Origin of the sequence: Pseudomonas sp. P108 (assembly GCF_032613195.1) — a bacterium.
Classification (GTDB): Bacteria; Pseudomonadota; Gammaproteobacteria; order Pseudomonadales; family Pseudomonadaceae; genus Aquipseudomonas.
This window is the reverse complement of sequence record NZ_CP126691.1, coordinates 692248-716931: the sequence shown is the minus strand read 5'-3', so window position 1 is coordinate 716931 and position 24684 is coordinate 692248. Positions and strand designations below refer to the sequence as shown.

Sequence of the window (24684 nt, the reverse complement as noted above, 5' to 3'; positions counted from 1 at the left end):
GCGCGGTATTATGCCTGCTTTGTCCGCTGGCATGAAAAGTCTGCCCGTCGGAACGGCGTGTTTAGAGGAATATAGATGTCACCCTGGCTGACGGTAGTGGGAATCGGTGAAGACGGCTTCAAGGGCCTGGGCAAAAACGCCCGGCGTGCCCTGTTGGGCGCCTCGCGGATCGTCGGTGGCCAGCGCCAACTTGATTTGTTGCCGGTGTGCATTCGCGGTGAACGGCAATTGTGGCCGAGCCCGTTTTCCCTCGCGCCGGTGCTGGTTCAGCGTGGCGAAGCGGTCTGCGTGCTGGCCAGTGGTGACCCGATGTTCTACGGCGTCGGTGCCAGCCTCGCCCGTCAGGTGCCGAGCGACGAGATGCTGATCCTGCCGGCACCGTCGTCCTGCTCGCTGGCCGCCGCTCGTCTCGGCTGGCCGTTGCAGGACGTGGTAACGCTGTCCTTGGTGGCCCGACCACTGGCGGCGCTCAATGCCCAATTATTCAGTGGCGTGCGTCTGTTGTTGCTGAGCAACGACGGTCAGAGCCCGGCTGCTGTTGCACAATTGCTCCGTGAACGCGGCTTCGGTTCGAGCAGGATGTGCGTTCTCGAGCATCTCGGCGGTGACACCGAACGACGCATCGACAGCAGCGCCAGCGCCTGGGATGACGCGCCGATAGCCGACCTCAATGTCATCGCCATCGAATGCCTGGCCGATGCCGACGCCCCGCGCCTGTCACGCCTAGCTGGATTGCCAGACTCGGCATTCCAGCACGACGGCCAATTGACCAAACGCGACGTACGCGCCATCACCCTCGCCCGCCTTGCCCCGACCCCCGGCGAATTGCTTTGGGATGTCGGCGCCGGCAGCGGCTCGATCGGTATCGAGTGGATGCGCGCGCACCCCAGTTGCCGCGCCGTGGCCATCGAAGCCGATGACGGCCGCCAGCAATTGATCGAGCACAACCGCGATGCGTTGGGCGTGCCCGGTCTGCAATTGATTCGCGGCAAGGCGCCGCAGGCGCTGAACGGACTGGAACGCCCGGATGCAATTTTCATTGGCGGCGGCGTCACCCGTGAGGGCGTGTTCGAAACCTGCTGGGAGCAACTCAAGCCCGGTGGCCGTCTGGTCGCCAACGCGGTGACCCTGCAAAGCGAAGTCACCCTGATGAACTGGCGCGAACGCCATGGCGGCGAACTCACGCGTATCCATGTCGCCCAGGCGCAACCGCTCGGCGAGTTCGACACCTGGCGTCAGGCGCTACCGATCACCCTGCTCGATCTGGTCAAACCCCTCGATGCGTGACGAAACTGCCGAACAACCTGCGCCGCTGCGCAGCGGCCTGACCACTGGCAGCTGCGCCACCGCCACCAGCCTTGCCGCCGCGCGTCTGTTGCTCGGCGGACACTCCGCCGATGCGGTGCAGATTGTTTTGCCCAAAGGCAAACAGGTGCAGATGCGACTGGAGTTCTGTCGTTTGACCGATGACGGCGCCGAGGCCGGAACGATCAAGGATGCTGGCGACGATCCCGACGTGACTCACGGTGCCCTGCTCTATTCGCGGGTAAGGCTAATGGCCGAGCCGGGGATTCGCTTCAATGCCGGTGCCGGCGTGGGCACCGTGACCCGGCCGGGACTGGTGCTCGGGGTCGGTGAGCCGGCGATCAACCCGGTACCGCGCAAAATGATCAGCGATCACCTGACATTGCTCGCGGCGGAAACCGGTTATTTCGGCGGCTTCGACGTCACGGTCAACGTCGAGGGTGGTGAAGCACTGGCGCTGAAAACCATGAACCCACGGCTGGGCATTCTCGGTGGATTATCGATCCTCGGCACCAGCGGCATCGTTCGGCCGTTCTCTTGCGCGGCCTACATTGCCTCGATCCATCAAGGCATCGACGTGGCGAAAACCAACGGTTATTTGCACATCGCCGCCTGCACCGGCAACGCCAGCGAAGACACCATGCGTCGCGTCTACAACCTGCCGGAAATCGCTCTGATCGAAATGGGCGACTTCGTCGGCGCGGTGCTTAAGCATGTGCGCAAAGTGCCTGTGGATAAACTCAGCCTGTGCGGCGGCTTCGGCAAGATCAGCAAACTGGCGGCCGGGCACATGGACCTGCACTCGCGGCATTCGAGTATCGACCTGCCACAACTGGCGGAGTGGGCGGCGGCGATAGGTGCCGATGAGGCGTTGCAGCAAAGCATTCGCGAGGCCAACACCAGCCAGCAGGCGCTGGCCATGGCCAGTTCAGCGGGGATCGCGCTGGGAGATGAAGTCTGCCGCCATGCTTTGAATTTCGCCCGCAGCGTGGTGCCCGCGCAGGTGCAGGTCGAGGTGTTTGCGATTGATCGTCAGGGCGGGATTGTCGGGCATGCCGGAGGTTTTGCATGAAGCGGATATTGTTGCTGGGCGGCGTGACCGAAGCGCTGGCGATTGCCCGCACACTGGGGCCAGAACATATCTATAGCCTCGCTGGCGTTGGCCGGGTACCGACGGATCTGACCTGTCAGGTGCGCGTCGGTGGCTACGGGGGCGCTGAAGGGCTGGCGCAGTTCATTCGCGACGAAGGCATCGACTTGCTGCTCGATGCCACGCATCCCTATGCCGCACAGATCAGCCAGAACGCCGCGACCGCCGCACGACTGACCGACATCCCCTGCTGGGCTTTGCGCCGTCCGGCGTGGCAGCCGCAGCCCGGTGATGACTGGCGCGAAGTCAGCGGCTGGGCCGAGTTGATCGCTGCCCTCAAGCCTTTCCGCCGTCCATTGTTCACCCTCGGCCGCGAACCGCTGCAGCACCTCGATGAAATCCCTGCGGAACAGTTCTGGACTCTGCGCGCACTCGACGTCTATCCCGGCAACGAACGCTGCGAAGTGATCGGCGCACGCGGGCCGTTTCTGCTGGAGGATGAGCGAGCGCTGTTCGAGCGGCGGCAGATCGATGTGTTGATCAGCAAGAACAGCGGCAGCACCGCGACCGAGCCGAAGCTGGAAGTGGCGCGCGAGCGTGGGGTGCCGGTGATTGTGTTGAAGCGACCGGGGTTGCCGGGGGTTGATCGGGAGTTTGCCTCGGTCGACGCAATCCTCATGGCCCTTGCGCCCCTTAACCTTATCTAAAAACAAGCGCAGTTCTCACGGACGCCTTCGCGAGCAAGTCGAATCGTCGCACCGCCGCTTCCACAAGGTTCGCGACGTACACAGACTACGTGTTCGCCACCGACCACTGTGGGAGCGAGCCTGCTCGCGAAGACGTCGGCAACGTCTGCACATCATTGCCTGCCCCACCGCTTTCGCGAGCAGGCTCGCTCCCACAATGTCACGGGCTCGACTGGATATCTGACTTGAATCCTACAACCGCGCCGGACACTGCTCACAACAACTTAACGAATCACTGACTATCGGCAGTCAGCGTCCACCTCTACGCTCAACGTCTTTGATTCCTAGGGCGTACACATCCAATGTCAGAAAAATTCTCCCGTTTCGACGTCAAGGATTACCTGAAAACACCTGTCGATCTTAGCGAATACATCAAGGGCTGTGAGATCGAAGACTCGGGCGATGGGCAGCTCAACCGAGTAGCACTTCGAGACGTCAAGCAGACCATTCGTGCACGAATAGAAAGCGACTCGAATTTCGCCCAGGCAATGCGAATCGAAGCCGCTACACTCATTTATAACGGCGAAATCGAGCTGGGGCGCAGGCTTCTCAAGCTCTTGCAGGAAGCGCTGCGACACCAAACCGCACGACGCTTTTTTACTTATCGGCCCTGATCAGGCTAAATAGCCGCGCCTGATCGCCCACCCAATGGATCTGTCCCATGAACCGACACCGGCTAGCAATTGCCTGGATCGCCTGCTTTGCAGTGCTGTTCAACATGCTCGCCATGCCGATGACCGGGGCGATGGCGCAGGCGGCCAGTTCACCGGCCGAACAATGGCTCTGGAGCAGTTTCTGCACCGGCAGCGGGACCAAGATGGTGGCGATCAACATCGGCGCCAGCGATCAAAAAGCCCCGACCAACGACACGCATTCGAACATGCAGCATTGCTGGTGCTGCTCGGGCTCGGCGCCATTGGTGGCGCTGCCGGCGCACTCGCCGCAGCTGTATTTCGCCCGTTATGAAAGTAATCGCAGCGTGGCGCCCGCCTCACTGCAAACACCCACGCCGCGCCAGCAATGGCCGAGTCTCAATCCCCGTGCTTCCCCTCTGGTTTGATTTGTTCGCGCAATTGACCTGCGTTTCAAATCGTTCTGGAGAGACTGCCATGTTGAACAAACTCATCGTAATCGCTGCGCTGTTGCTGCCGGCGTGCTTTGCCCATGCCCACGAATACAAGGCCGGCGAGCTGGAAATCGCCCACCCATGGTCGCAAGAGCTGCCGCCCAACGCGCCGACCGTCGCCGCGTATTTCATCATTCACAATGCCGGCAAAACTGCCGACCGTTTGCTTAGCGTCGACTCGCCCATCGCCCCCGAAGCCCAACTGCACGAGCACGTCATGCAGGGCGATCTCATGAAGATGCAGCAAGTGCCGAGCGTGGAAATCCCGGCCGGCGGCAACGTAACATTCGCGCCGATGGCCTGGCACGTGATGCTGCTCAACCCGACCGATCGCAGCCTGCTCAGCGATGGCAAACGCTTCCCGCTGACGATGCATTTCGAGAAGGCCGGTGACGTCACCGTCGACGTCTCGGTGCAGAAGAAGCCACCAGAAACCACGCAGGCCCACGCGCACACTCAGTAAGCCTTTCGGCAGACTCCGCCCATGCGCCCGCTGAGCGCCAGGCCTTTGCGGCAACGCCGTCAGACTCAAACTCTGACTCGCGGCAGCTGGATCGCCCTGTTCGCCATGTTGATGATCTTCATCGGCCCACTGATTTCTCAGTCGATGCCGATGGATCAGCACGCCTCGACATCGATGCCGATGAGCATGGACATGTCGATGGACATGCCGCGCATGGATCACAGCGGCCACGACGCCAAGCCCTCAGCCGAACACTGCCCGCCACAATCCTCGCACCACGTGCTGTGGGAAAAGTGCGGCTATTGCAGCCTGCTGTTCAATTGCCCGGCACTGACCGGCGTCGGCGATTTCGTCGCCTTCAACATCCCACCGCTCAACACCTTCACCCCGCCCTCCCCACGCCTGGGCCATGCCCGGCAGACCTTCTTCCCCGGCGCCCGCACCCGCGCCCCGCCCATCGCCACGTAAACACGCACCTTTGATTGCACACGGTTGAGAAGACAGCTTCAGGCTGCCGGCCGTGTCGTTTACGACTGTTTGATGGAAATTGTCATGTCCAGGTTTGCTGCTGTTCCACGCTCGGGTTTTGCCCCGGCGTCCTTCGCTTTGACCGAATCGCGGATTCGTTTCAGGCACGCTACCGCCGTCCTTTGCGGCGTTCTGCTGTCCCCGCTGGTGCTGGCCGATGATCACGCCGGCCACAACGAAGAACTCAGTCCAACGGTGATCACCGCAATTGCGCCGAGCTCGCCACTGACCATCGTCACCAATCCAAAAGATCCGCGCCAACCGGTGCCGGCCAGTGACGGCGGCGATTATCTGAAGACCATTCCGGGCTTCGCCCTGGTGCGCAATGGCGGCACCAACGGTGATCCGGTGCTGCGCGGCATGTTCGGCTCACGCCTGAACATCCTCACCAACGGCAGCATGATGCTCGGTGCCTGCCCCGGGCGGATGGACGCGCCGACTTCGTACATCTCGCCGGAAACCTACGACAAACTGACCGTGATCAAAGGCCCGCAAACCGTGCTTTGGGGGCCGGGCGCGTCGGCGGGTACGGTGCTGTTTGATCGTGAGCCGGAGAGCTTTGGCGAACTCGGCACACGGGTGAATGCGAGCATTCTGGCCGGGGCCCACGGACGCTTCGACAAAGTCGTCGACGCCGCTGCCGGTGGCCCGCTGGGCTACGTGCGAGTGATCGGCAACACCGCGCATTCCGACGATTACCGCGACGGCAACAACGATATCGTCGCCTCGCGCTACGACAAGTGGAACGGTGACATCGCGGTCGGATGGACGCCAGACGCCGACACCCTGATCGAACTCACCGCCGGCAAGGGCGACGGCGAAGCGCGCTACGCCGGGCGCGGCATGGACGGTTCGCAGTTCCTGCGGGAAAGCCTCGGTCTGCGTTTCGAAAAATCCAGCATCACCGACGTGCTGGAGAAACTCGAAGCGCAGGTCTACTACAACTACGCCGACCACGTGATGGACAACTACACCCTGCGCACGCCGTCCGGCACCGGGATGATGGCGGGGCCGATGGCGTCCAATGTCGACCGCCGCACCCTCGGCGCACGGATCAAGGCGACCTGGCGCTGGGCTGATATTCAGCTGATCACTGGCCTCGACGCGCAGACCAACGAACACCGTCAGCGCAGCGGCATGGGCATCGACACCTACAAGGATCAGCCGTACAGCAAGGACGCCGATTTCCATAACTACGGTGTGTTCAGCGAGATGACCTGGTACGCCGCCGACCGTGATCGGCTGATCACCGGCGCCCGTGTCGACCGTGCTTCAGCCAAGGATTACCGGCAAACCACCGGTTCGGGAATGATGAGCCGCCCCAACCCGACCGCCGACGATACCCGCGCCGACACCCTGCCCAGCGGGTTCATTCGCTACGAGCATGACCTGGCCGACAGTCCGACCACGCTCTATGCGGGCCTCGGTCACGCGCAGCGCTTCCCGGATTATTGGGAGCTGTTTTCGCCCAAGTCCGGCCCGGCCGGATCGGTCAACGCGTTCGATTCGATCAAACCGGAAAAGACCACCCAGTTCGACTTCGGCGTGAACTACAAGAGCGCCGAACTCGAAGCCTGGGCCTCGGGTTACGTCGGCGTGATCCGCGATTACATCCTCTTCGACTACACCCCGGGAATGATGGGCATGAGCACTTCGCGCGCCGAGAACATCGACGCGCGAATCATGGGCGGTGAACTCGGTGCCGCGTACAGACTCACCGATAACTGGAAAGCCGATGCGACCCTGGCTTACGCCTGGGGCAAAAACAGCAGCGACGGCACGGCCCTGCCGCAAATGCCGCCACTGGATGCACGCTTCGGCCTGACCTATACCGAAGACAACTGGAGCGCTGGCGCACTGTGGAGGGTGGTTGCCGCGCAAAACCGTATCGACCAGAACAAGGGCAACGTGGTCGGCAAGGATTACGACAAGAGTTCCGGCTTCGGCGTGTTCTCACTCAACGGTGCCTATCGGATCAACAAACACTGGAAGGTCAGCAGCGGCGTCGACAACCTGTTCGGCAAGGCTTACGCCGAACACCTGAACCTGGCGGGCAACGCCGGATTCGGCTACCCGGCCAACGACCCGCAAGCGATCAATGAACCGGGGCGCACGCTCTGGACCAAGGTCGACATGAGTTTCTAACACCCACCCATGTGGGAGCGAGCCTGCTCGCGAAGGGGACGGCACATCCAACGTTGATGTCGTCTGGCACGACGCCTTCGCGAGCAGGTCGAATCGTCGCACCGTCGCTCCCACAGGGTTGCAGAACAACTAGAAGATCCAAGCCAAGCGGAGCACACGTGATGAAACAGCCCAAACCGAATTTCTACAACCTGGCCTGGCGTTGGCATTTTTACGCCGGCCTGTTCGTCGCCCCGTTCATGGTGATGCTGGCCCTGACCGGCATCATCTACCTGTTCAAACCGCAGCTCGATTCGCTGATGTACAGCAGCCTGCTCAACGTCCCGGCCGGCCATCACACAGTGCCGGCCGACGACTTGCTGCAGCGGGTAAAAAGCGCTTATCCACAAGGCCAGATCACCCAGTACCTGCCGCCGGTGAATGCCGAACGCAGCGCACAGTTTGTGGTGAAGAACGCCGGCCAGGAACTCAACGTATTCGTCGATCCGTACCATGGCGACATCCTTGGCGAACAGGATGCCAAGCAAAACCTGCAAGCCATCGCTCGCGCCATTCACGGCGAATTGATGATCGGCACCGTCGGTGACCGCCTCATCGAAATGGCTGCCGGGTGGGGTGTGGTGCTGGTGGTGTCGGGCCTGTTTCTGTGGTGGCCGCGCGGTCAGGCAGCGGGCATTCTGTGGCCACGCCTGAACAGTCGCGGCCGCGTGTTGTGGCGTGATCTGCACGCGGTGACCGGTTTCTGGGGCGCGACATTGCTGCTGGTGATGCTGCTCAGCGGCATGACCTGGACCGGTTTCTGGGGCAAGCAATACGCCCAGGTGTGGAACGTGTTCCCAGCCGCGATGTGGGACAACGTACCGACCTCCGACATCGAGGCGCGCACCCTTAACACCGCCACCCGCCAGACCGTGCCATGGGCGATGGAAAACACGCCGATGCCGATGTCCGGCGACCATGCCGAACACATGGCTCACGGCAACGCCAACGCCGGTCCCGCCGCACCGGGGATCAGCCTGCAAGACGTGCAGAACATCGCCACTCAGCGCAAAGTCGAACCGGGCTACAGCATCACTCTGCCGACCACCGCCACCGGTGTATTCACCATCGCCGTGTTCGCCGATGACCCACGCAACGATGCGACCCTGCATGTCGATCAGTACACCGGCAAGGTTCTCGCCGATGTGCGTTTCGAACAATACGGCAGCGTTGCCCGCGCCACGGAAATCGGCGTGATGCTCCACGAAGGCAAAATGTTCGGCACCTTCAATCAGATCGTCGTGCTGCTGATCTGCCTGATGATTCTGCTCAGCGCCGTCAGCGGCGTGGTGATCTGGTGGAAGCGCCGGCCACAGGGCAAGTTCGGCGTACCGCCGTTGCGGCATGACCTGCCGAAATGGAAAACCGGCGTGGTGATCATGCTGGCGCTGGCGGTGGTCTTTCCGCTGGTGGGGGCTTCGCTGGTGGTGGTGTGGTTGCTGGACAGGCTCTTATTGACCCGTTTCGCCCAGCGCACCGCCGATCTGGCGCCCTGACGTCACAGGCGCGGGCAGCCTTATCTGCCCGCGCCTGCGGCCTACAGCTCGTCTTTTCTGCGCACGGTGCCTTCAACCGATGATTGCTGACGACGTATTTTCCACCCATCGCCCATCCGCCCCGTCTGACGCCAGTAGCGTCCGGCGACCAGCACGCGCAACTCGCCCAATTGCATGAGTTGCGAGACAAACTCGGCAGGGCTTAACCGACTGATCCACCGCCCGTCCTTGAAAACAAGCGATCGAGCCGACAGCAGCAGATCATTTTCGGCGGCGGAATAATCGGGGGTGTACTTGAGCAACACTTGCTCGGGCGTCGAATAGTAATAGGCCTGAATATTCAGCCCTTTGTTTTTCAGTGCATGGGTGTGCGCATGCATTCGATCAGGCGCAGGGAAATTGCCCCTGACTTGCTCGACGTCCGCTGACAGCGTGATGTTGGGCGACAAATTGAACTGGTGGCTGGCCACACACGTGTAACCGTCGAACAGACTCAACGGAGGATTGCGTGATGAAGAATCCTTGGCAGTACTGAATAACTGCTCACGAAGACTGTCACCATTGTCGAAACCGGCAATCGGTTCAAGGGGCACAAAGCGCTGGCGCGTCGACCGCGCCAGAATCGCCCCTTCGTACCCGGTTCGGCCAAGTGTTTCTTTATCCACTCGCTGCTGGGCATAGCGCGCGGCATCGTCGGGGTGATTAAAAATCGGTCCCAGTGCCGGCACCGGATGACGTTGCCAACGCTGCTCGTGGGGCGTATTGGCAAGTTGCGGCTGCCAGTCTTCTGTCACCTGACCATGACGCGACCAGCAGTCACTGGTTTCAATGACCTCGAGCCGGCCAGCTTTGGCCATCCGCTGAACATACCCGGTAAAGCTGAACCGGCCTCTGGCCATGTCGCGCTCATCGACCGCTGCCTGCTCAGGCGATACGAACGAGTTGGGAAGCAGCTGGATCTGGCCAAACTCGTCATAAAACTCGCCGGGCTCGAACGCATGCAATTGCCATTTCAACAGAGCGCCGTCGGCGCAGGACAAGTAAATCAGCTTGTACCCCTGAGGCGTGCTGGCGCGCCTGCAGGCTTGCTGAATATCGTTTGGCGCAAAAAGGAAATGGCGCACATCATCGGCCCGAACGCCAACCGGCGGCAACGGCGCACGCAGATACAGCGCGTCCCAGGCATATCCGCGCAGCCATCGGCCTTGGGGGAAAACCCGATCCAGCGCCAGCTCGGAACGCTGCGCTGTCAGCGGCAACGTGGCGAGGTACACGCCCTCGCGAGCGTACAGGACGAATCCGAACGTCAGTGTGTCGCGACTGACCGAAGCCTCATGCACGTAACGGGCAGTCGCATCGGCCTGAAGGAACAGCGGACTGCACACCGGGTCACGCATGGCTTGGGTGTAGTCAGCGGCAGATCGCAGATCGTTGGCATAAGGTGTCCATTGCTCCACGGCGCGGGGCGAGCCCCAGATTTCGCTGCCGGTCACAACCTGCAAATAGCCGATTCTGGCCAAGGAGTTGATCCAGGCAACCGGTTGCAACTCACCGTTGCGGATGCGCTGTCTGATCGCGTCTGCATCGAGATTGGCGGGAACCTTGGTGTTGTCCGACAGCGCCGCTGCAAGGTCAGCCCGCAAGCGCTCCCACAAACCCGGGTAATAGCAGATCAACGCACCGTCCGGGGCGAACAGGTATTCATCCCAATCCTTGAAACGGCGAGTGAACGCCGAGTACACGGTGTCGACCGACAGCATGTTCAGGTAAATCTGCTTCTGAACCGGAGAAAACGTGACCGACAATTCCCGAACGACCCGGGATCGATAGCGTGCCGCAATCTTGCAACCCAAGGGAAACAGGCCTGCGCGCTTGCTCTCATCCGGGAAGATCTCTGTGCTGTCGAAATTTTCCCGTGAAACTTCGACCGGTAGCGTGGCCACGTACAGCGCATCCGCTCGGCGCAGAATCAGGCCACCCCACGTCTTCTCGCTAGCGCTGGGCAGAAGCGATCGGACATACACCGCCGCGTCGTCAGCGCTTTGGAAAGCCGGGCTGAGCCAGCGCCGCTCCAGGTTTGCAAAAGGCTGCCAGGTCGGCTTGACCTTGCCCGGGCGATCCCAGCACTCGCTCGTTCTGATGACCGACAGTTCGCCACTGCTGGCCACCACATGGACGAAATCCGTCGCGACCTTCGCACCGGAAAGCAGATCGCGCTTGATGCTGTCGAGCGTCGCTTGCGAGGTGTTGTCATGAAACAGTTTACTGGTCGCGCTGCGCCGGTATTTCAACAGCGCACCCTCTCGGTTGGCGATATACAACGCTGCCGGCAAGTCCGAAGCGACCAGCGGACGCCGCGGCGAGTAATACATCGCAACGGTGAGATCGTCCGGCGTGATGAAGTAATGCGCCAGCCAGTCGGCGGGCCGCTCAGACAGATCCTTTACGCGCTGATGCGAATAAAAGCTAGCAAACAGATCGAAGCCTTCGGGATATCGATACCAGGGCTCGGTGGTCATAGAGGCAAACACGCTATCCAGATCGAACAGGTTGTCGCGCCGTTCACTGACCGGAATCAGTTCGGTAGCGATAAATTCCTCCCGCTCCCTGTGCTTGAGAATGAATCCGAACCATGCGCGCTTGTCGTCCTGCAAGCGCGTATCGCGAGCGTACTGACTCTGCGCCGCTTCGTCCGCCGACGCGAAGAGCGCGCCGTACAGAAGGTGCACCGGTCGTTTCCACGGCAACGGTGCTGGCGAAGTCGGCCCGGGCGGCGTCAGTTCGGGGTACGGCGGCAGATCCGGCTGGGATAACGGCGGACCAGGCAATTCGGGAGGCGGGGGCTCGGTTGACGCTGGCAGGGGTAACTCTGCGAATGCCCAGCCTGCAACTATCGGCCCTCGATACCCCCACAACGCATCATCGATCAGGCTCACCAACTCGCCGGCTGCCGCCTGCTCACGGACAAACGCCTGCGGCCGCTTGCTTCCCGCGTCCAGATCCCTGGCCAACGTGCCGGGGTGCTGGCGAGTGCCGAGGCGAGTGGCAAGATCCTTCGCGGCCAGGGTCACTGAAGGCGTGTAGCGGATCAGACTGTCCCGGCCGCCAGAGCAATACAGAACAAGCGTGTCGGCCAAAGCCTGGCGCACTTCTTCGACGCTCAACATCTGCAGGCTGAGCAACGCCTCCCGCGGCGTCCAGCGGTGATACCCGACGTGCACCGGATCGAGCCGCGACAACGCAACATGGGACACATAGCGCGCCTGCAAGCGATGATCATCGGGAAATATCGTCTGCCCGTGGTTGTCCAGCGGATAGAGCCGTCCCTGGCTCAGCGTGTCGATATCGCCTTCCCGCGGCTCGGTCACGACGAAGCGTTTGTCGCTGCGCTGAAAAACATACCCGGCATACTGTCGATCACGGCGAATGCCGATCTGTTCATGGGCATGCCGGGCTGCGTCATCGGCGCTCAGAAAATCCCGGCTCAGCACCGGCCAGGGGAAATGCGCGAAAGGTTGCCATTGCAGATCCACCGGCCCCAGTTGCGCCCACAAGGCACTGCCACGCACGACGTTGAGCCTGCCGGCCAACACCAGCATCGAGACAAACATACGCGGACGAAGCGTGTCAGCCAGCAGTCTGGATTGCACCCCGTTGTCGCCGATCGTGCCGTCGGCCTGTTCGACACTCAGCGCCGCTTCGACCGGACTGCCGCTGAACTGGTATTGCAGCATCGCGTAGTCTGTGGCCTGCATGAACAGCGACAATGGCCGGCTGGCAGCCAACCAGCGTTGACTGCGGGCACGGGCTGCGATGGCCAGAGCCATTTCCTGCGGGGTGAAAAAGTTCTCATAGAGCCACGGTTGCACCGGCGGAAACTGCGTCGGGTCAGGGCGTGACGCAAAGTAAAAGCCTTCCAGCGCATAGCCGGCCGGCAGGCGCAATTGACCGCTGGCCTCCAGCGGAAAGATTTTTTCCGGATCCCACGCGTCCAGCCCGGCAGGACGCGCATGGGTCGCGACATATTCTTCTGCACCGCGCTTTTTCAAGAGCAGGCCCGTCGTCTGCGCACCTCGGGATTTCAGCGCTGCGAGCACGGCACGTTCGGCATTGACGCAGACGCGCGTCATCAGAGGCAGCTCGGTGATCACACCGGCGGAAAAAGGTGCGCCGGCTTTCCAGGCTGCGGGGACCTGCCCAACGGAATGTCCCCAGTCGGCACTCGAAACAATGACTTTGAGTTCTCCCACGGTCGCGAGCTTGTTGATCAGGCTCATCAACTCATAAGCCCCCGACGGATGCCCAGAAGGCGCGCCGGATTGATGCCAGAGGTAGTAATCGCGCTCCTCAGGCGAGCCGCTCGACACATATTTGAGCAATGTGCCGTCGGCACCCGACAGATAAGCGCTGCGAAAAAAATCCCGCGCCGTCACATCGCCAATGAAGTCGGCCGCCGAAAAGAAACTGATGAAGAGCCTGACCAGCCTTTCATCCTGACGCGGATTGTCCTTGCGAAACTCATCATGCAGCGGCGGATGGCTATGCAAGCTGGCGACGCATCGGTAGCCCAGCGGATGAAGCATCATGCCAGCGGCATCGATTTCGAGAAGGGAGCCAAAGTCGAAGCGTGTGGGTTCACCCGCTATCGGTGAGGTGACCACGAACTTTCCATCCGGACGCAGCAGAATAACGCTGCCGTACTCCTTGTCCGATTTCCGCGCAATGCGCGTGTGGGCCCAATACGCCGCGTCCTCCTCAGTCAGAAACGCCGGGCTCAGAGGGGGCAGCTTGAATTTTGCGGAAGTCCTTGCAGCGCGGCCGGATCGGCCAGACACATCATTCATAAAAAATCCTGGGAGAAAATCGGGATGGCTGCGAATGAGTGTGTGCCTGCGGACCAAGCGAGCCGCGGTACATGTTTATCGTTTATGTATCCGCATCTATAGCGTCAGGCCGCGCCCCAATCTGGCGCACCTCGACGCACCAACGCCCACACCCTGTCCGTTCGTGGTGCGCACCGCGGTCATGCGAGCGCTCTGAAACGACATTTTCCTGCCCGATCCCGACCGGGCACAGCCCTTGCAAAACACACCTTCAGTCGTCCGCATCTGCCAACCAGAAAAACTTCAAACGTTCATGGAGATCGCACAATGAAGCGTCGCAGTTTGATCAAGGCTTTCACACTCACGGCATCCGTTGCCGCGATGGGCATGACCTGGACCGTCCAGGCCGCCGAGACCATCAAGGTCGGGATTCTGCATTCGTTGTCCGGCACCATGGCGATCTCCGAAACGTCGCTCAAAGACATGGCGCTGATGACCATCGACGAGATCAACGCCAAGGGCGGCGTCAACGGCAAGATGCTTGAGCCGGTGGTGGTTGATCCGGCGTCGAACTGGCCGCTGTTCGCCGAAAAGGGCCGCCAGTTGCTGACCCAGGACAAGGTCGCCGTGGTGTTCGGCTGCTGGACCTCGGTGTCGCGTAAATCGGTGCTGCCGGTGTTCGAAGAGCTCAACGGTTTGCTGTTCTACCCGGTGCAATACGAAGGCGAAGAGATGTCGCCGAACGTCTTCTACACCGGCGCTGCACCGAACCAGCAAGCGATCCCGGCGGTTGAATACCTGATGAGTGAAGAAGGTGGCAGTGCCAAGCGCTACTTCCTGCTCGGCACCGACTACGTCTACCCGCGCACCACCAACAAGATCCTGCGCTCGTTCCTGCACTCCAAAGGCGTGGCCGACAAGGACATCGAAGAGGTCTACACGCCGTTCGGTCACAGCGACTATCAAACCATCGTCGCCAACATCAAAAAATTCTCGGCCGGTGGCAAGACTGCGGTTATCTCGACGGTCAACGGCGACTCCAACGTACCGTTCTATAAAGAGCTGGCCAACCAGGGTCTGAAGGCGACCGACGTACCGGTTGTGGCGTTCTCGGTCGGCGAAGAAGAACTGCGCGGCATCGACACCAAACCGCTGGTGGGCAACCTCGCAGCGTGGAACTACTTCGAGTCGGTAGAGAACCCGCAGAACAAGAAATTCGTCGCGGACTGGAAAGCCTACGCGAAGAAACACAACCTGCCGGGCGCCGACAAAGCCGTGACCAACGACCCGATGGAAGCCACTTATGTCGGCATCCACATGTGGGCGCAGGCAGTGGAGAAAGCCAAATCCACCGACGTCGACAAAGTCCGCGAGGCCCTCGCCGGCCAGACCTTTGCCGCGCCGTCGGGCTACACGCTGACCATGGACAAGACCAACCACCACCTGCACAAACCGGTGATGATCGGCGAGATTCAGGCTGATGGTCAGTTCAACGTGGTGTGGCAGACCGAAGGGCCGATTCGCGCGCAACCGTGGAGCCCGTTCATTCAGGGCAACGACAAGAAGCCCGATTATGCGGTGAAGAGCAACTGAGGCGGATTCAGTTTTTGAGGTGGGCTTTAGATTTCCCCCTCACCCCAGCCCTCTCCCTCAGGGAGAGGGGAAAGGGAGCCGATCTTCATGTTTTTCAAAGCCTGAGTTCGGCTCGAATTCGCAGGTCGCAGCACATCGTCCAGACACCTCGGCCAGCCCCCTCTCCCTCCGGGAGTGGGGGAAGGGAGCAGATCTCTATGGCTTTCAGATCCTGAGTTCGACGCAGGAATGTCAGGTCGGTGTTGGATGACCTGACAACTCGGTCAGTCCCCTCTCCCTCTGGGAGAGGGTTAGGGTGAGGGGCGGATTCACAGCCGGATACCGCTCCATCGGCCACCGCAAGAAAGGAAACACCACTAATGCCCACTGCCATACACCGCTTTCTCATAGCCATCGCACTATTGCTGCCGATGCTGGCCCACGCCGGCGATGCCGAAGACTTCGTCGCGGCCAATCCTGTGCAGCAAGCCAAACTGCTGGAAACCTGGGCCGCGCAGCCCGATCCGGCCCGTATCGAATTGATCAACGCCCTGCAGCAAGGCGAACTGACCATCGACGGCCAACCCAAAACCCTGCGCCTGAACAACCGCCTGCGGGGTCTGATCGACACCGCCATGGCCAGCCATCAATTGCTCGCCGCCGACGCCAAAATCCGTCTGAGCGCCGCGCAGCAATTGCAGAAAAGCGCGAAACCCGCGCAGCTGAAATTCCTCGACCAGCAACTGGCTGGCGAAAAAGATGAAAACGTCCATGCCGCCCTGAGCCTGGCGCTGGCCAATCTGCAATTGGTCGATACCGATCCGGCCGTGCGCCTCGCCGCAGTACGCCTGCTCGGCGAAACCGGCGATCCACTGGCGCGCACGCGTCTCGAAGGTTTGCTCGAACCCGGCGTTGAAGCCGACGCCAACGTACGCACCGCTGCCGAAACCAGCCTAGCTCAAGTCAAACGCAAACTGCTGATCGGCGAGATCCTCGGTCAAGCCTTCAGCGGCATGTCCCTCGGTTCGATTCTGCTGTTGGCGGCACTCGGTCTGGCGATCACGTTCGGCCTGCTCGGCGTGATCAACATGGCCCACGGCGAGATGCTGATGCTCGGTGCCTACTCGACGTACGTGGTGCAGTTGATGTTCCAGCGCTACGCACCACAGGCGATTGAGTTCTACCCGTTGATCGCGCTGCCGGTGGCGTTCTTCGTCACAGCGGCGATCGGCATGGCGCTGGAGCGCACGGTGATTCGCCACCTCTACGGCCGCCCCCTGGAAACCTTGCTCGCCACCTGGGGCATCAGCCTGATGCTGATTCAACTGGTGCGCTTGCTGTTCGGCGCGCAAAACGTTGAAGTGGCCAACCCGGCATGGCTGTCCGGCGGCATTCAAGTGCTGCCGAATCTGGTTCTGCCATACAACCGCATCGTGATCATCGCCTTCGCCTTGTTCGTCGTCGTGCTGACGTGGCTGCTGCTGAACAAAACCCGCCTCGGCCTCAACGTTCGCGCCGTCACCCAGAACCGCAACATGGCGGCCTGCTGCGGTGTGCCGACCGGGCGCGTGGACATGCTCGCGTTCGGCCTCGGCTCGGGCATCGCCGGCCTCGGCGGTGTGGCGCTGAGCCAGATCGGCAACGTCGGCCCGGACCTCGGCCAGAGCTACATCATCGACTCGTTCCTGGTGGTGGTACTCGGCGGCGTCGGTCAATTGGCCGGTAGCGTGCTCGCCGCGTTCGGCCTGGGCATCGCCAACAAAATTCTCGAACCGCAGATCGGTGCGGTGCTCGGCAAGATCCTGATCCTCGCGCTGATCATTCTGTTTATCCAGAAACGTCCGCAAGGCCTCTTCGCACTGAAAGGACGGGTGATCGACTGATGAACCAGCCTCTGTTAGTCACGGCCACGCAAAAGGCCGGCCCGAAAGTCACGATCGCCGTCGGTGCGGTGATCCTCGCCCTGCTGATCGCCCTGCCGCTGCTGTCGTTGTTGCCGGCGGAAAATGCCCTGTCGGTCTCGGCGTACACGCTGACGCTGGTTGGCAAAATCCTCTGCTACGCCATCGTCGCCCTGGCGCTGGATCTGGTCTGGGGTTATGCCGGTTTGCTGTCGCTGGGTCACGGTCTGTTCTTCGCCCTCGGCGGTTATGCGATGGGCATGTACCTGATGCGTCAGGCTGCCGGTGATGGCTTGCCGGCGTTCATGACTTTCCTGTCGTGGAGCGAATTGCCGTGGTACTGGACCGGCACCAGCAGCTTCGTCTGGGCGATGTGTCTGGTGGTATTGGCGCCGGGCTTGCTGGCGCTGGTGTTCGGTTTCTTCGCCTTCCGCTCGCGGATCAAAGGCGTGTATTTCTCGATCATGACCCAGGCCCTGACCTTCGCCGGCATGCTCTTGTTTTTCCGCAACGAGACCGGGTTTGGCGGCAACAACGGGTTCACCAATTTCCGCACGATTCTCGGTTTCGGCATCACTGAACCGGGCACTCGCGCGGTGTTGTTTCTGGCCACGGTGTTGTTGCTGGTGGCGAGTCTGTTCATCGGCTGGCGCCTGGCGCAGAGCAAGTTCGGTCGCGTGCTGACAGCATTGCGCGATGCGGAAAACCGCTTGATGTTCTGCGGCTACGACCCGCGCGGTTTCAAGTTGTTCGTGTGGGTGTTGAGCGCGGTGTTGTGTGGTCTGGCCGGTGCGTTGTACGTGCCGCAAGTCGGGATCATCAACCCCAGCGAAATGTCGCCGACCAACTCGATTGAAGCGGCGGTGTGGGTAGCCCTCGGCGGTCGCGGCACCTTGATCGGGCCGTTGCTCGGCGCCGGTGTGGTCAACGGCATGAAGAGCTGGTTCACCGTGGCGTTCCCGGAATATTGGCTGTTCTTTCTCGGCGCGCTGTTCATCGTCGTGACGCTGTACCTGCCCAAAGGCGTGATCGGTCTGCTGAAGAAACGAGGTGAACAATGAGAGTCACGGCGAGCGCGGAATTCATGTTGGAACCGGCCTTCTTTCCCGTCGAACCGAACAAGGACGCCGGCACCAGCCGCGATTCGATCGGCCTCGGCCAGCGCGTCGGTCCGGGCCTCGACACCCGTCACGGCACGATCCTCACACTGGAAGACATCAGCGTCAGCTTCGATGGCTTTCGCGCACTGAACAATCTCAATCTGTACATCGGCGTCGGCGAATTGCGCTGCATCATCGGCCCCAACGGTGCGGGTAAAACAACGTTGATGGACGTGATCACCGGCAAGACCCGCCCGAGTCACGGCAAGGCGTGGTTCGGCGAAACGCTGGATCTGACGCAAATGAGCGAAGTGCAAATCGCTCAGGCTGGCATCGGCCGCAAGTTTCAGAAGCCGACAGTGTTCGAGGCGCTGAGCGTGTTTGAAAACCTGGAGCTGGCACAGAAAACCGACAAGTCGGTGTGGGCCAGTTTGCGTGCGCGTTTGAGTGGTGAGCAAAAGGACCGGATCAGCGAAGTGCTGGAGACGATTCGCCTGACCACCTCGGTCAATCGTCAAGCCGGGTTGCTCTCTCATGGACAGAAGCAGTTTCTCGAGATCGGCATGCTGTTGATGCAGGACCCGCAATTGTTGCTGCTCGATGAGCCGGTGGCGGGGATGACTGATGCGGAAACCGAGTTCACCGCTGAACTGTTCAAGAGCCTGGCGGGCAAGCATTCGTTGATGGTGGTGGAGCATGACATGGGGTTTGTCGGCTCGATTGCCGACCATGTGACCGTGCTGCACCAGGGCAGCGTTTTGGCGGAAGGCTCGCTTGAGCAAGTGCAGGAAAACGAGCGCGTGATCGAGGTCTACCTCGGCCGCTAAGGACTCAGATCGTTCCCACGCTCCGCGTGGGAATGCCGCCATGGACGCTCTGCGTCCGCCGTTATGTGACGCGGAGCGTCACGGGATGCGTTCCCACGCAGAGCGTGGGAACGATCACCGGGGAGAATTTGAACATGCTGCAAGTCGACAAGCTGCACCAGTACTACGGCGGTAGCCACATCCTGCGTGGCCTCTCGTTCGACGTGAAAGTCGGCGAAGTCACCTGCCTGCTTGGCCGCAACGGCGTCGGTAAAACCACTTTGCTCAAGTGCCTGATGGGTCTGCTGCCGGCCAAAGAAGGCGCGGTGAATTGGGAAGGCAAACCGATCACCACCTTCAAGCCACACCAGCGCGTTCACGCCGGCATCGCTTACGTGCCACAGGGCCGGGAGATCTTCGGACGCCTGACCGTGGAAGAAAATCTGCTGATGGGACTGTCACGCTTTCCCGGCAGTGAAGCCAAAGAAGTCCCAGGTTTCATTTATGAATTGTTCCCGGTGCTGCTACAAATGAAGCAGCGTCGCGGCGGTGACCTCTCCGGCGGTCAGCAGCAACAGCTTGCGATTGGCCGCGCCTTGGCCAGTCGTCCACGTTTGCTGATCCTCGACGAACCCACCGAGGGCATCCAACCCTCGGTGATCAAGGAGATCGGCGCAGTGATCAAGAAACTCGCGGAGCGCGGTGATATGGCGATTTTGCTGGTCGAGCAGTTCTACGATTTCGCCGCAGAACTGGCCGATCAATACCTGGTGATGTCCCGGGGCGAGATCGTTCAGCAGGGTCGCGGTGAAAATATGGAGGCGGAGGGTGTACGCGGGCTGGTAACGATCTAGTACAACGAACTAATCTGTAGCTTCCTAACGATAATTACACGCCATGAATTCGACTGTTGCACCTGCCCTGTTTACCCCGAGCTGGCACGCCGAGCTGGAACTTGCCTACGCCCGTTTCGGCGACTGCACGCGCCCGGTCATGCGCCGGCACCTCGGCCCGCTGCGGGTGCAAAAGCACCTGTACGCCGAAGGCCCCGAGGTCTGCCAGCACATCATCGTCCACCCGCCCGGCGGGATTGCCGGCGGTGATCGACTGGACATCAGCGCCCGCGTCGAGCAAGACGCCTGGGCGCAGATCACCAGCCCCGGCGCGGCCAAGTGGTATCGCGCCGGTGGGCCGGCTTATCAGCAACTCGACTTGAAAGTGGCGGCCGGGGCGACGCTGGAATGGCTGCCGCAGGAGACCATCGTCTACAGCGCCGCACAGGCGGAGCTCAGCACTTCGATTGATCTTCAAGGTGACGCGCGACTGTTCTACTGGGACGTGGTTGCGCTGGGTCGTCCGGCCAGTGGCGAGCGTTTCGAGCGCGGGCATTTTCAGGCGCACCTGGATATTCGCCGCGATGGCCGATTGCTCTGGCATGAGCGCCAGCGCATTGTCGGTGGCGACGGTTTGCTTGATTCGCCGATCGGGCTGGATGGCAATCCGGTGTTTGCGACGTTGTTGGTGACCGGTGAGATTGATGCCGAGTTGCTTGAGCGTTGTCGCTCGCTGGGCCATGAAGTGCGTGGGGATTTGACCCAGTTGCCTGGGCTGCTGGTGGCTCGTTGTCTGGCCGGCGAAGCGTTGCTCGCCCGTGCGTGGCTCATCGATTTATGGCGCTTGCTGCGCCCGGTGCTGCTGGGCCGCGAAGCGGTGTCACCGAGAATATGGAGCACCTGAAAGCGACCCTCACCCCCCGCCCTCTCCCGGAGGGAGAGGGAGCCCGACCGAGTCGTTTGAAATGAATTTAACTGCCTGAACGAATACCGCTGACTGAACCGGCCATTGAAAACAACCGAGATCAGTCCCCTCTCCCTCGGGAGAGGGCTAGGGTGAGGGGCTGCTCCAACTGGCACCCCTCGCCCGCAAGAACCTCACAAAACTGCCCTGACGGAACCCCACAATGGACCTGACCCCACGCGAAAAAGACAAGCTGCTGATCTTCACCGCCGGCCTCGTCGCTGAACGGCGACTGGCGCGCGGCGTGAAACTCAATTACCCGGAAGCCATGGCCTACATTTCTGCCGCGCTGCTCGAAGGTGCGCGTGACGGTCAGACCGTCGCTGAGCTGATGCACTTCGGCACCACCCTGCTCAGCCGCGAGCAAGTGATGGAAGGCATCGCGGAAATGATCCCGGAAATCCAGGTCGAAGCGACGTTCCCCGACGGCACCAAACTGGTCACCGTTCACCAACCGATCGTCTGAGGCCGCGCCATGACTTACTCCATTCGCGATGCTGTTCACGCCGACCTGCCAGCGATCCGTGACATCTACAACGACGCCGTACTCAACACCACGGCGATCTGGAATGAACAGGCCGTCGACCTCGGCAATCGTCAAGCGTGGTTCAGCGCGCGTCAGGCCCAGGCTTATCCGATTCTGGTGATCGCCGACGCCGACAACAGCGTGCTCGGCTACGCTTCGTTCGGTGACTGGCGGCCGTTCGACGGCTTCCGTCACACCGTCGAGCACTCGGTCTACGTGCGCAGCGATCAGCGCGGCAACGGCCTCGGCCCGCAACTGATGACCGCGCTGATCGAGCGGGCCAGGACCTGCGGCAAACACGTGATGGTCGCCGCCATTGAAAGCGGCAACGCCGCCTCGATTCGCCTGCACGAACGCGCCGGTTTCAGCATCACCGGGCAGATGCCGCAGGTCGGCACCAAGTTCGGCCGCTGGCTCGACCTGACCTTCATGCAACTGACCCTCAACCCTGGCGCGGAGCCGCCTGACACCAACAAGGAGTGACACCGATGAATGCCGCCCAGCTGCGCCGCGTCAACGCGGAAAGTTTTGCCCACTACCGTCAGGGTCTGATCGATCTGCTGCTTGATGCCGTGGGTTACGGCGCCAGCGTCGGCTTCATGGCCGATCTCGATGCCGCGCAGGCACACGCTTACTTCGATGACGTTCAGGACAATGTGAACAAAGGCAGCGTGCTGCTCTGGGTGGTGGTCCAGGACGAGCAAGTGCTGGCCAGTGTGCAACTGGGGTTGTGCCAGAAAGCCAACGGCCTCAATCGCGCCGAAGTGCAGAAACTGCTGGTGCGTGAACACGCCCGTCGGCGCGGGCTCGGACAGCAATTGATGAGCGCGCTGGAGCGGGAAGCGCGCCATCACAAGCGCGGCATGCTCTACCTCGACACCGAGGCGGGTTCGCCGGCTGAAGATTTCTACAAGTCGTTGGGCTACAGCCGCGCCGGCGAAATTCCTGATTACGCCTGCGACCCGAACGGCACCTATCGCGCGACCGCCCTCTATTACAAGATTCTGCAAGGAGCCCAGTGATGATTCCTGGCGAGTACCAGATCCAGCCCGGCGATATCGAACTCAACGTCGGCCGCCGCACCCTCAGCCTGAAAGTCGCCAACAGCGGCGACCGGCCGATTCAGGTCGGCTCGCACTATCACTTTTTTGAAACCAACGACGCGCTGACCTTCGATCGCGCGGCCAGCCGGGGCATGCGTCTGAATATTCCGGCGGGCACGGCGGTGCGTTTTGAGCCGGGGCAGAGTCGTGAGGTGGAGCTGGTCGATTACGCCGGGCATCGACGGGTGTTCGGGTTTGCAGGACGAATCATGGGCGACCTGTAACTAACGCGGTGTCCGCACTGGCCCATTCGCGAGCAGGCTCGCTCCCACATGAGAACGCGATCAAATGTGGGAGCGAGCCTGCTCGCGAAAGCGAGTAATGCGAGCGATCTCAAAACCAATTGAATCCCAAGGCGAACGAATGAAAATCTCCCGTCAAGCCTACGCCGACATGTTCGGCCCCACCGTCGGCGACAAGGTGCGCCTGGCCGACACCGAGCTGTGGATCGAGGTCGAAAAAGACTTCACCACCTACGGCGAAGAAGTGAAGTTCGGTGGCGGCAAAGTCATCCGCGATGGTCAGGGCCAAAGTCAGTTACTGGCTGCCGAAGTGGTCGACACCCTGATCACCAACGCGCTGATCATTGACCACTGGGGCATCGTCAAAGCCGACGTCGGCCTCAAGGACGGGCGCATCGCCGCGATCGGCAAGGCCGGCAACCCGGATGTGCAGCCGAACGTGACCATCGCCATCGGTGCCGGCACCGAAGTGATCGCCGGTGAAGGCATGATCCTCACCGCTGGCGGCATCGACACGCACATCCATTTCATTTGCCCACAGCAAATCGAAGAAGCGCTGATGAGCGGCGTCACCACCATGATCGGCGGCGGCACCGGTCCGGCCACCGGGACCAACGCCACCACCTGCACCTCCGGACCGTGGCATCTGGCGCGCATGCTTCAGGCTGCCGACGCCTTCCCGATGAACATCGGCCTCACCGGCAAGGGCAACGCCAGCCTGCCGGAGCCGTTGATCGAACAGGTCAAGGCCGGCGCGATCGGCCTGAAACTGCACGAAGACTGGGGCACTACGCCGGCGAGCATCGACAACTGCCTGAGCGTCGCCGATCAGTTCGACGTGCAAGTGGCGATCCACACCGACACCCTCAATGAATCCGGTTTCGTCGAAACCACCCTCGGCGCGTTCAAGGGCCGCACTATCCACACCTATCACACCGAAGGTGCCGGTGGCGGCCATGCGCCGGACATCATCAAGGCCTGCGGTTTCCCCAACGTGCTGCCGAGTTCGACCAACCCGACCCGGCCGTTTACCCGTAACACCATCGATGAACACCTCGACATGCTGATGGTCTGCCACCACCTCGACCCGAGCATTGCCGAAGACGTCGCGTTTGCCGAAAGCCGCATCCGCCGCGAAACGATTGCCGCCGAAGACATCCTCCATGACCTCGGCGCGTTCTCGATGATCAGCTCCGACAGCCAGGCCATGGGCCGCGTCGGCGAAGTCATCACGCGCACCTGGCAAACCGCCGACAAGATGAAAAAACAGCGTGGCCCGCTGCCTCAGGATGGCGAAGGCAATGACAACTTCCGCGCCAAACGCTACATCGCCAAGTACACGATCAACCCGGCGATCACCCATGGCATCAGCCATGAAGTCGGTTCGATCGAGGTCGGCAAGTGGGCGGATCTGGTGCTTTGGCGCCCGGCATTTTTCGGCGTGAAACCGACGCTGATTCTCAAGGGCGGCGCGATTGCCGCCAGCCTGATGGGCGATGCCAACGCCTCGATTCCGACGCCACAACCAGTGCACTACCGCCCGATGTTCGCCAGTTACGGTGGCTCTCTGCATGCCACCAGCCTGACCTTTATCAGTCAGGCGGCACAGGAAGCCGGGCTGCCTGAGGCATTGGGGTTGAAGAAGAAAATCGGCGTGGTCAAAGGCTGTCGTGATGTGCAGAAAACCGATCTGATTCACAACGACTACTTGCCGGACATCGATGTCGATCCGCAGACGTATCAGGTCAAGGCTGATGGCGTGCTGTTGTGGTGTGAGCCAGCGGAAACACTACCGATGGCGCAGCGCTATTTCCTGTTCTGACAAGCGTCGCCGTCTGAATACGGACGTTGAAATCCGTATTCAGCGGCGTTGCCT

At 61.3% G+C, this 24684-nt stretch carries 21 protein-coding genes; 20 read left to right on the top strand and 1 reads right to left on the bottom strand.

Annotated elements, in window-relative coordinates; all coding sequences use genetic code 11:
• Positions 1-75 precede the first annotated feature (75 nt).
• The 9 genes from cbiE to QOM10_RS02995 all read left to right on the top strand — a co-directional run bounded on the left by cbiE (position 76) and on the right by QOM10_RS02995 (position 8938).
• Positions 76-1287, top strand: coding sequence for a precorrin-6y C5,15-methyltransferase (decarboxylating) subunit CbiE (gene cbiE / locus QOM10_RS03035; RefSeq protein ID WP_316917550.1), 1212 nt, complete (start codon positions 76-78; stop codon positions 1285-1287).
• Positions 1280-2377: a cobalt-precorrin-5B (C(1))-methyltransferase gene (locus QOM10_RS03030; RefSeq protein WP_127925666.1), complete on the top strand. Its 1098-nt coding sequence runs from the start codon at positions 1280-1282 to the stop codon at positions 2375-2377. Before cbiE ends, QOM10_RS03030 begins: the two co-directional genes overlap by 8 nt.
• Positions 2374-3102: a cobalt-precorrin-6A reductase gene (locus QOM10_RS03025; RefSeq protein WP_316917549.1), complete on the top strand. Its 729-nt coding sequence runs from the start codon at positions 2374-2376 to the stop codon at positions 3100-3102. The genes QOM10_RS03030 and QOM10_RS03025 overlap by 4 nt, the downstream gene beginning before the upstream one ends.
• Positions 3103-3443: 341 nt before the next feature.
• Positions 3444-3755 carry a hypothetical protein gene (locus QOM10_RS03020; protein ID WP_064388729.1) on the top strand — a complete coding sequence of 104 codons (312 nt, stop codon included), beginning with the start codon at positions 3444-3446 and terminating at the stop codon, positions 3753-3755.
• Positions 3756-3802: 47 nt separating this feature from the next.
• Entirely contained in the window at positions 3803-4201 is a 399-nt protein-coding gene (locus tag QOM10_RS03015; RefSeq protein ID WP_150750048.1) for a DUF2946 domain-containing protein, read from the top strand.
• Positions 4202-4250: 49 nt separating this feature from the next.
• The gene (locus tag QOM10_RS03010; protein WP_316917548.1) at positions 4251-4730 is read left to right on the top strand and encodes a copper chaperone PCu(A)C; all 480 of its coding nucleotides are present in this window, start codon (positions 4251-4253) and stop codon (positions 4728-4730) included.
• A gap of 21 nt (positions 4731-4751) precedes the next feature.
• A complete protein-coding gene (locus tag QOM10_RS03005; RefSeq protein WP_127925661.1) occupies positions 4752-5198 on the top strand; it encodes a DUF2946 domain-containing protein in 447 nt (148 codons plus the stop codon).
• An 84-nt stretch (positions 5199-5282) separates the two neighbouring features.
• Positions 5283-7403: a TonB-dependent copper receptor gene (locus tag QOM10_RS03000; RefSeq protein ID WP_316917547.1), complete on the top strand. Its 2121-nt coding sequence runs from the start codon at positions 5283-5285 to the stop codon at positions 7401-7403.
• A 161-nt stretch (positions 7404-7564) separates the two neighbouring features.
• Positions 7565-8938: a PepSY-associated TM helix domain-containing protein gene (locus QOM10_RS02995; protein WP_150775127.1), complete on the top strand. Its 1374-nt coding sequence runs from the start codon at positions 7565-7567 to the stop codon at positions 8936-8938.
• A gap of 41 nt (positions 8939-8979) precedes the next feature.
• Here the strand turns inward: QOM10_RS02995 and QOM10_RS02990 are convergent, their stop codons facing one another.
• Complete coding sequence (locus QOM10_RS02990; RefSeq protein WP_316917546.1) at positions 8980-13782, bottom strand: DUF4329 domain-containing protein; 4803 nt, start codon at positions 13780-13782, stop codon at positions 8980-8982.
• Positions 13783-14088: 306 nt separating this feature from the next.
• Here QOM10_RS02990 and urtA point away from each other — a divergent pair, with 306 nt between their 5' ends.
• From urtA to ureC, 11 genes are all read left to right on the top strand, one after another.
• Complete coding sequence (gene urtA, locus QOM10_RS02985) at positions 14089-15354, top strand: urea ABC transporter substrate-binding protein (RefSeq protein WP_127925657.1); 1266 nt, start codon at positions 14089-14091, stop codon at positions 15352-15354.
• A gap of 359 nt (positions 15355-15713) precedes the next feature.
• Positions 15714-17216, top strand: a complete 1503-nt coding sequence (urtB, locus tag QOM10_RS02980; RefSeq protein WP_316917545.1) for an urea ABC transporter permease subunit UrtB — start codon at positions 15714-15716, stop codon at positions 17214-17216.
• Positions 17216-18295, top strand: a complete 1080-nt coding sequence (gene urtC, locus QOM10_RS02975) for an urea ABC transporter permease subunit UrtC (protein ID WP_102899410.1) — start codon at positions 17216-17218, stop codon at positions 18293-18295. The genes urtB and urtC overlap by 1 nt, the downstream gene beginning before the upstream one ends.
• Positions 18292-19161, top strand: a complete 870-nt coding sequence (gene urtD, locus QOM10_RS02970; protein WP_007918913.1) for an urea ABC transporter ATP-binding protein UrtD — start codon at positions 18292-18294, stop codon at positions 19159-19161. Before urtC ends, urtD begins: the two co-directional genes overlap by 4 nt.
• 134 nt (positions 19162-19295) lie before the next feature.
• Complete coding sequence (urtE, locus tag QOM10_RS02965; protein WP_316917544.1) at positions 19296-19994, top strand: urea ABC transporter ATP-binding subunit UrtE; 699 nt, start codon at positions 19296-19298, stop codon at positions 19992-19994.
• A gap of 43 nt (positions 19995-20037) precedes the next feature.
• Positions 20038-20877: an urease accessory protein UreD gene (locus tag QOM10_RS02960; protein ID WP_316917543.1), complete on the top strand. Its 840-nt coding sequence runs from the start codon at positions 20038-20040 to the stop codon at positions 20875-20877.
• A 223-nt stretch (positions 20878-21100) separates the two neighbouring features.
• Positions 21101-21403: an urease subunit gamma gene (gene ureA / locus QOM10_RS02955; RefSeq protein WP_016984788.1), complete on the top strand. Its 303-nt coding sequence runs from the start codon at positions 21101-21103 to the stop codon at positions 21401-21403.
• A 9-nt stretch (positions 21404-21412) separates the two neighbouring features.
• Positions 21413-21946, top strand: a complete 534-nt coding sequence (locus QOM10_RS02950; RefSeq protein WP_127925653.1) for a GNAT family N-acetyltransferase — start codon at positions 21413-21415, stop codon at positions 21944-21946.
• A 5-nt stretch (positions 21947-21951) separates the two neighbouring features.
• A complete protein-coding gene (locus tag QOM10_RS02945; protein ID WP_127925652.1) occupies positions 21952-22485 on the top strand; it encodes a GNAT family N-acetyltransferase in 534 nt (177 codons plus the stop codon).
• Complete coding sequence (locus QOM10_RS02940; protein WP_127925651.1) at positions 22485-22790, top strand: urease subunit beta; 306 nt, start codon at positions 22485-22487, stop codon at positions 22788-22790. Before QOM10_RS02945 ends, QOM10_RS02940 begins: the two co-directional genes overlap by 1 nt.
• A gap of 139 nt (positions 22791-22929) precedes the next feature.
• Positions 22930-24630 (top strand): urease subunit alpha, encoded by a 1701-nt coding sequence (gene ureC, locus QOM10_RS02935; RefSeq protein ID WP_127925650.1) that lies wholly within the window; start codon positions 22930-22932, stop codon positions 24628-24630.
• Positions 24631-24684 lie beyond the last annotated feature (54 nt).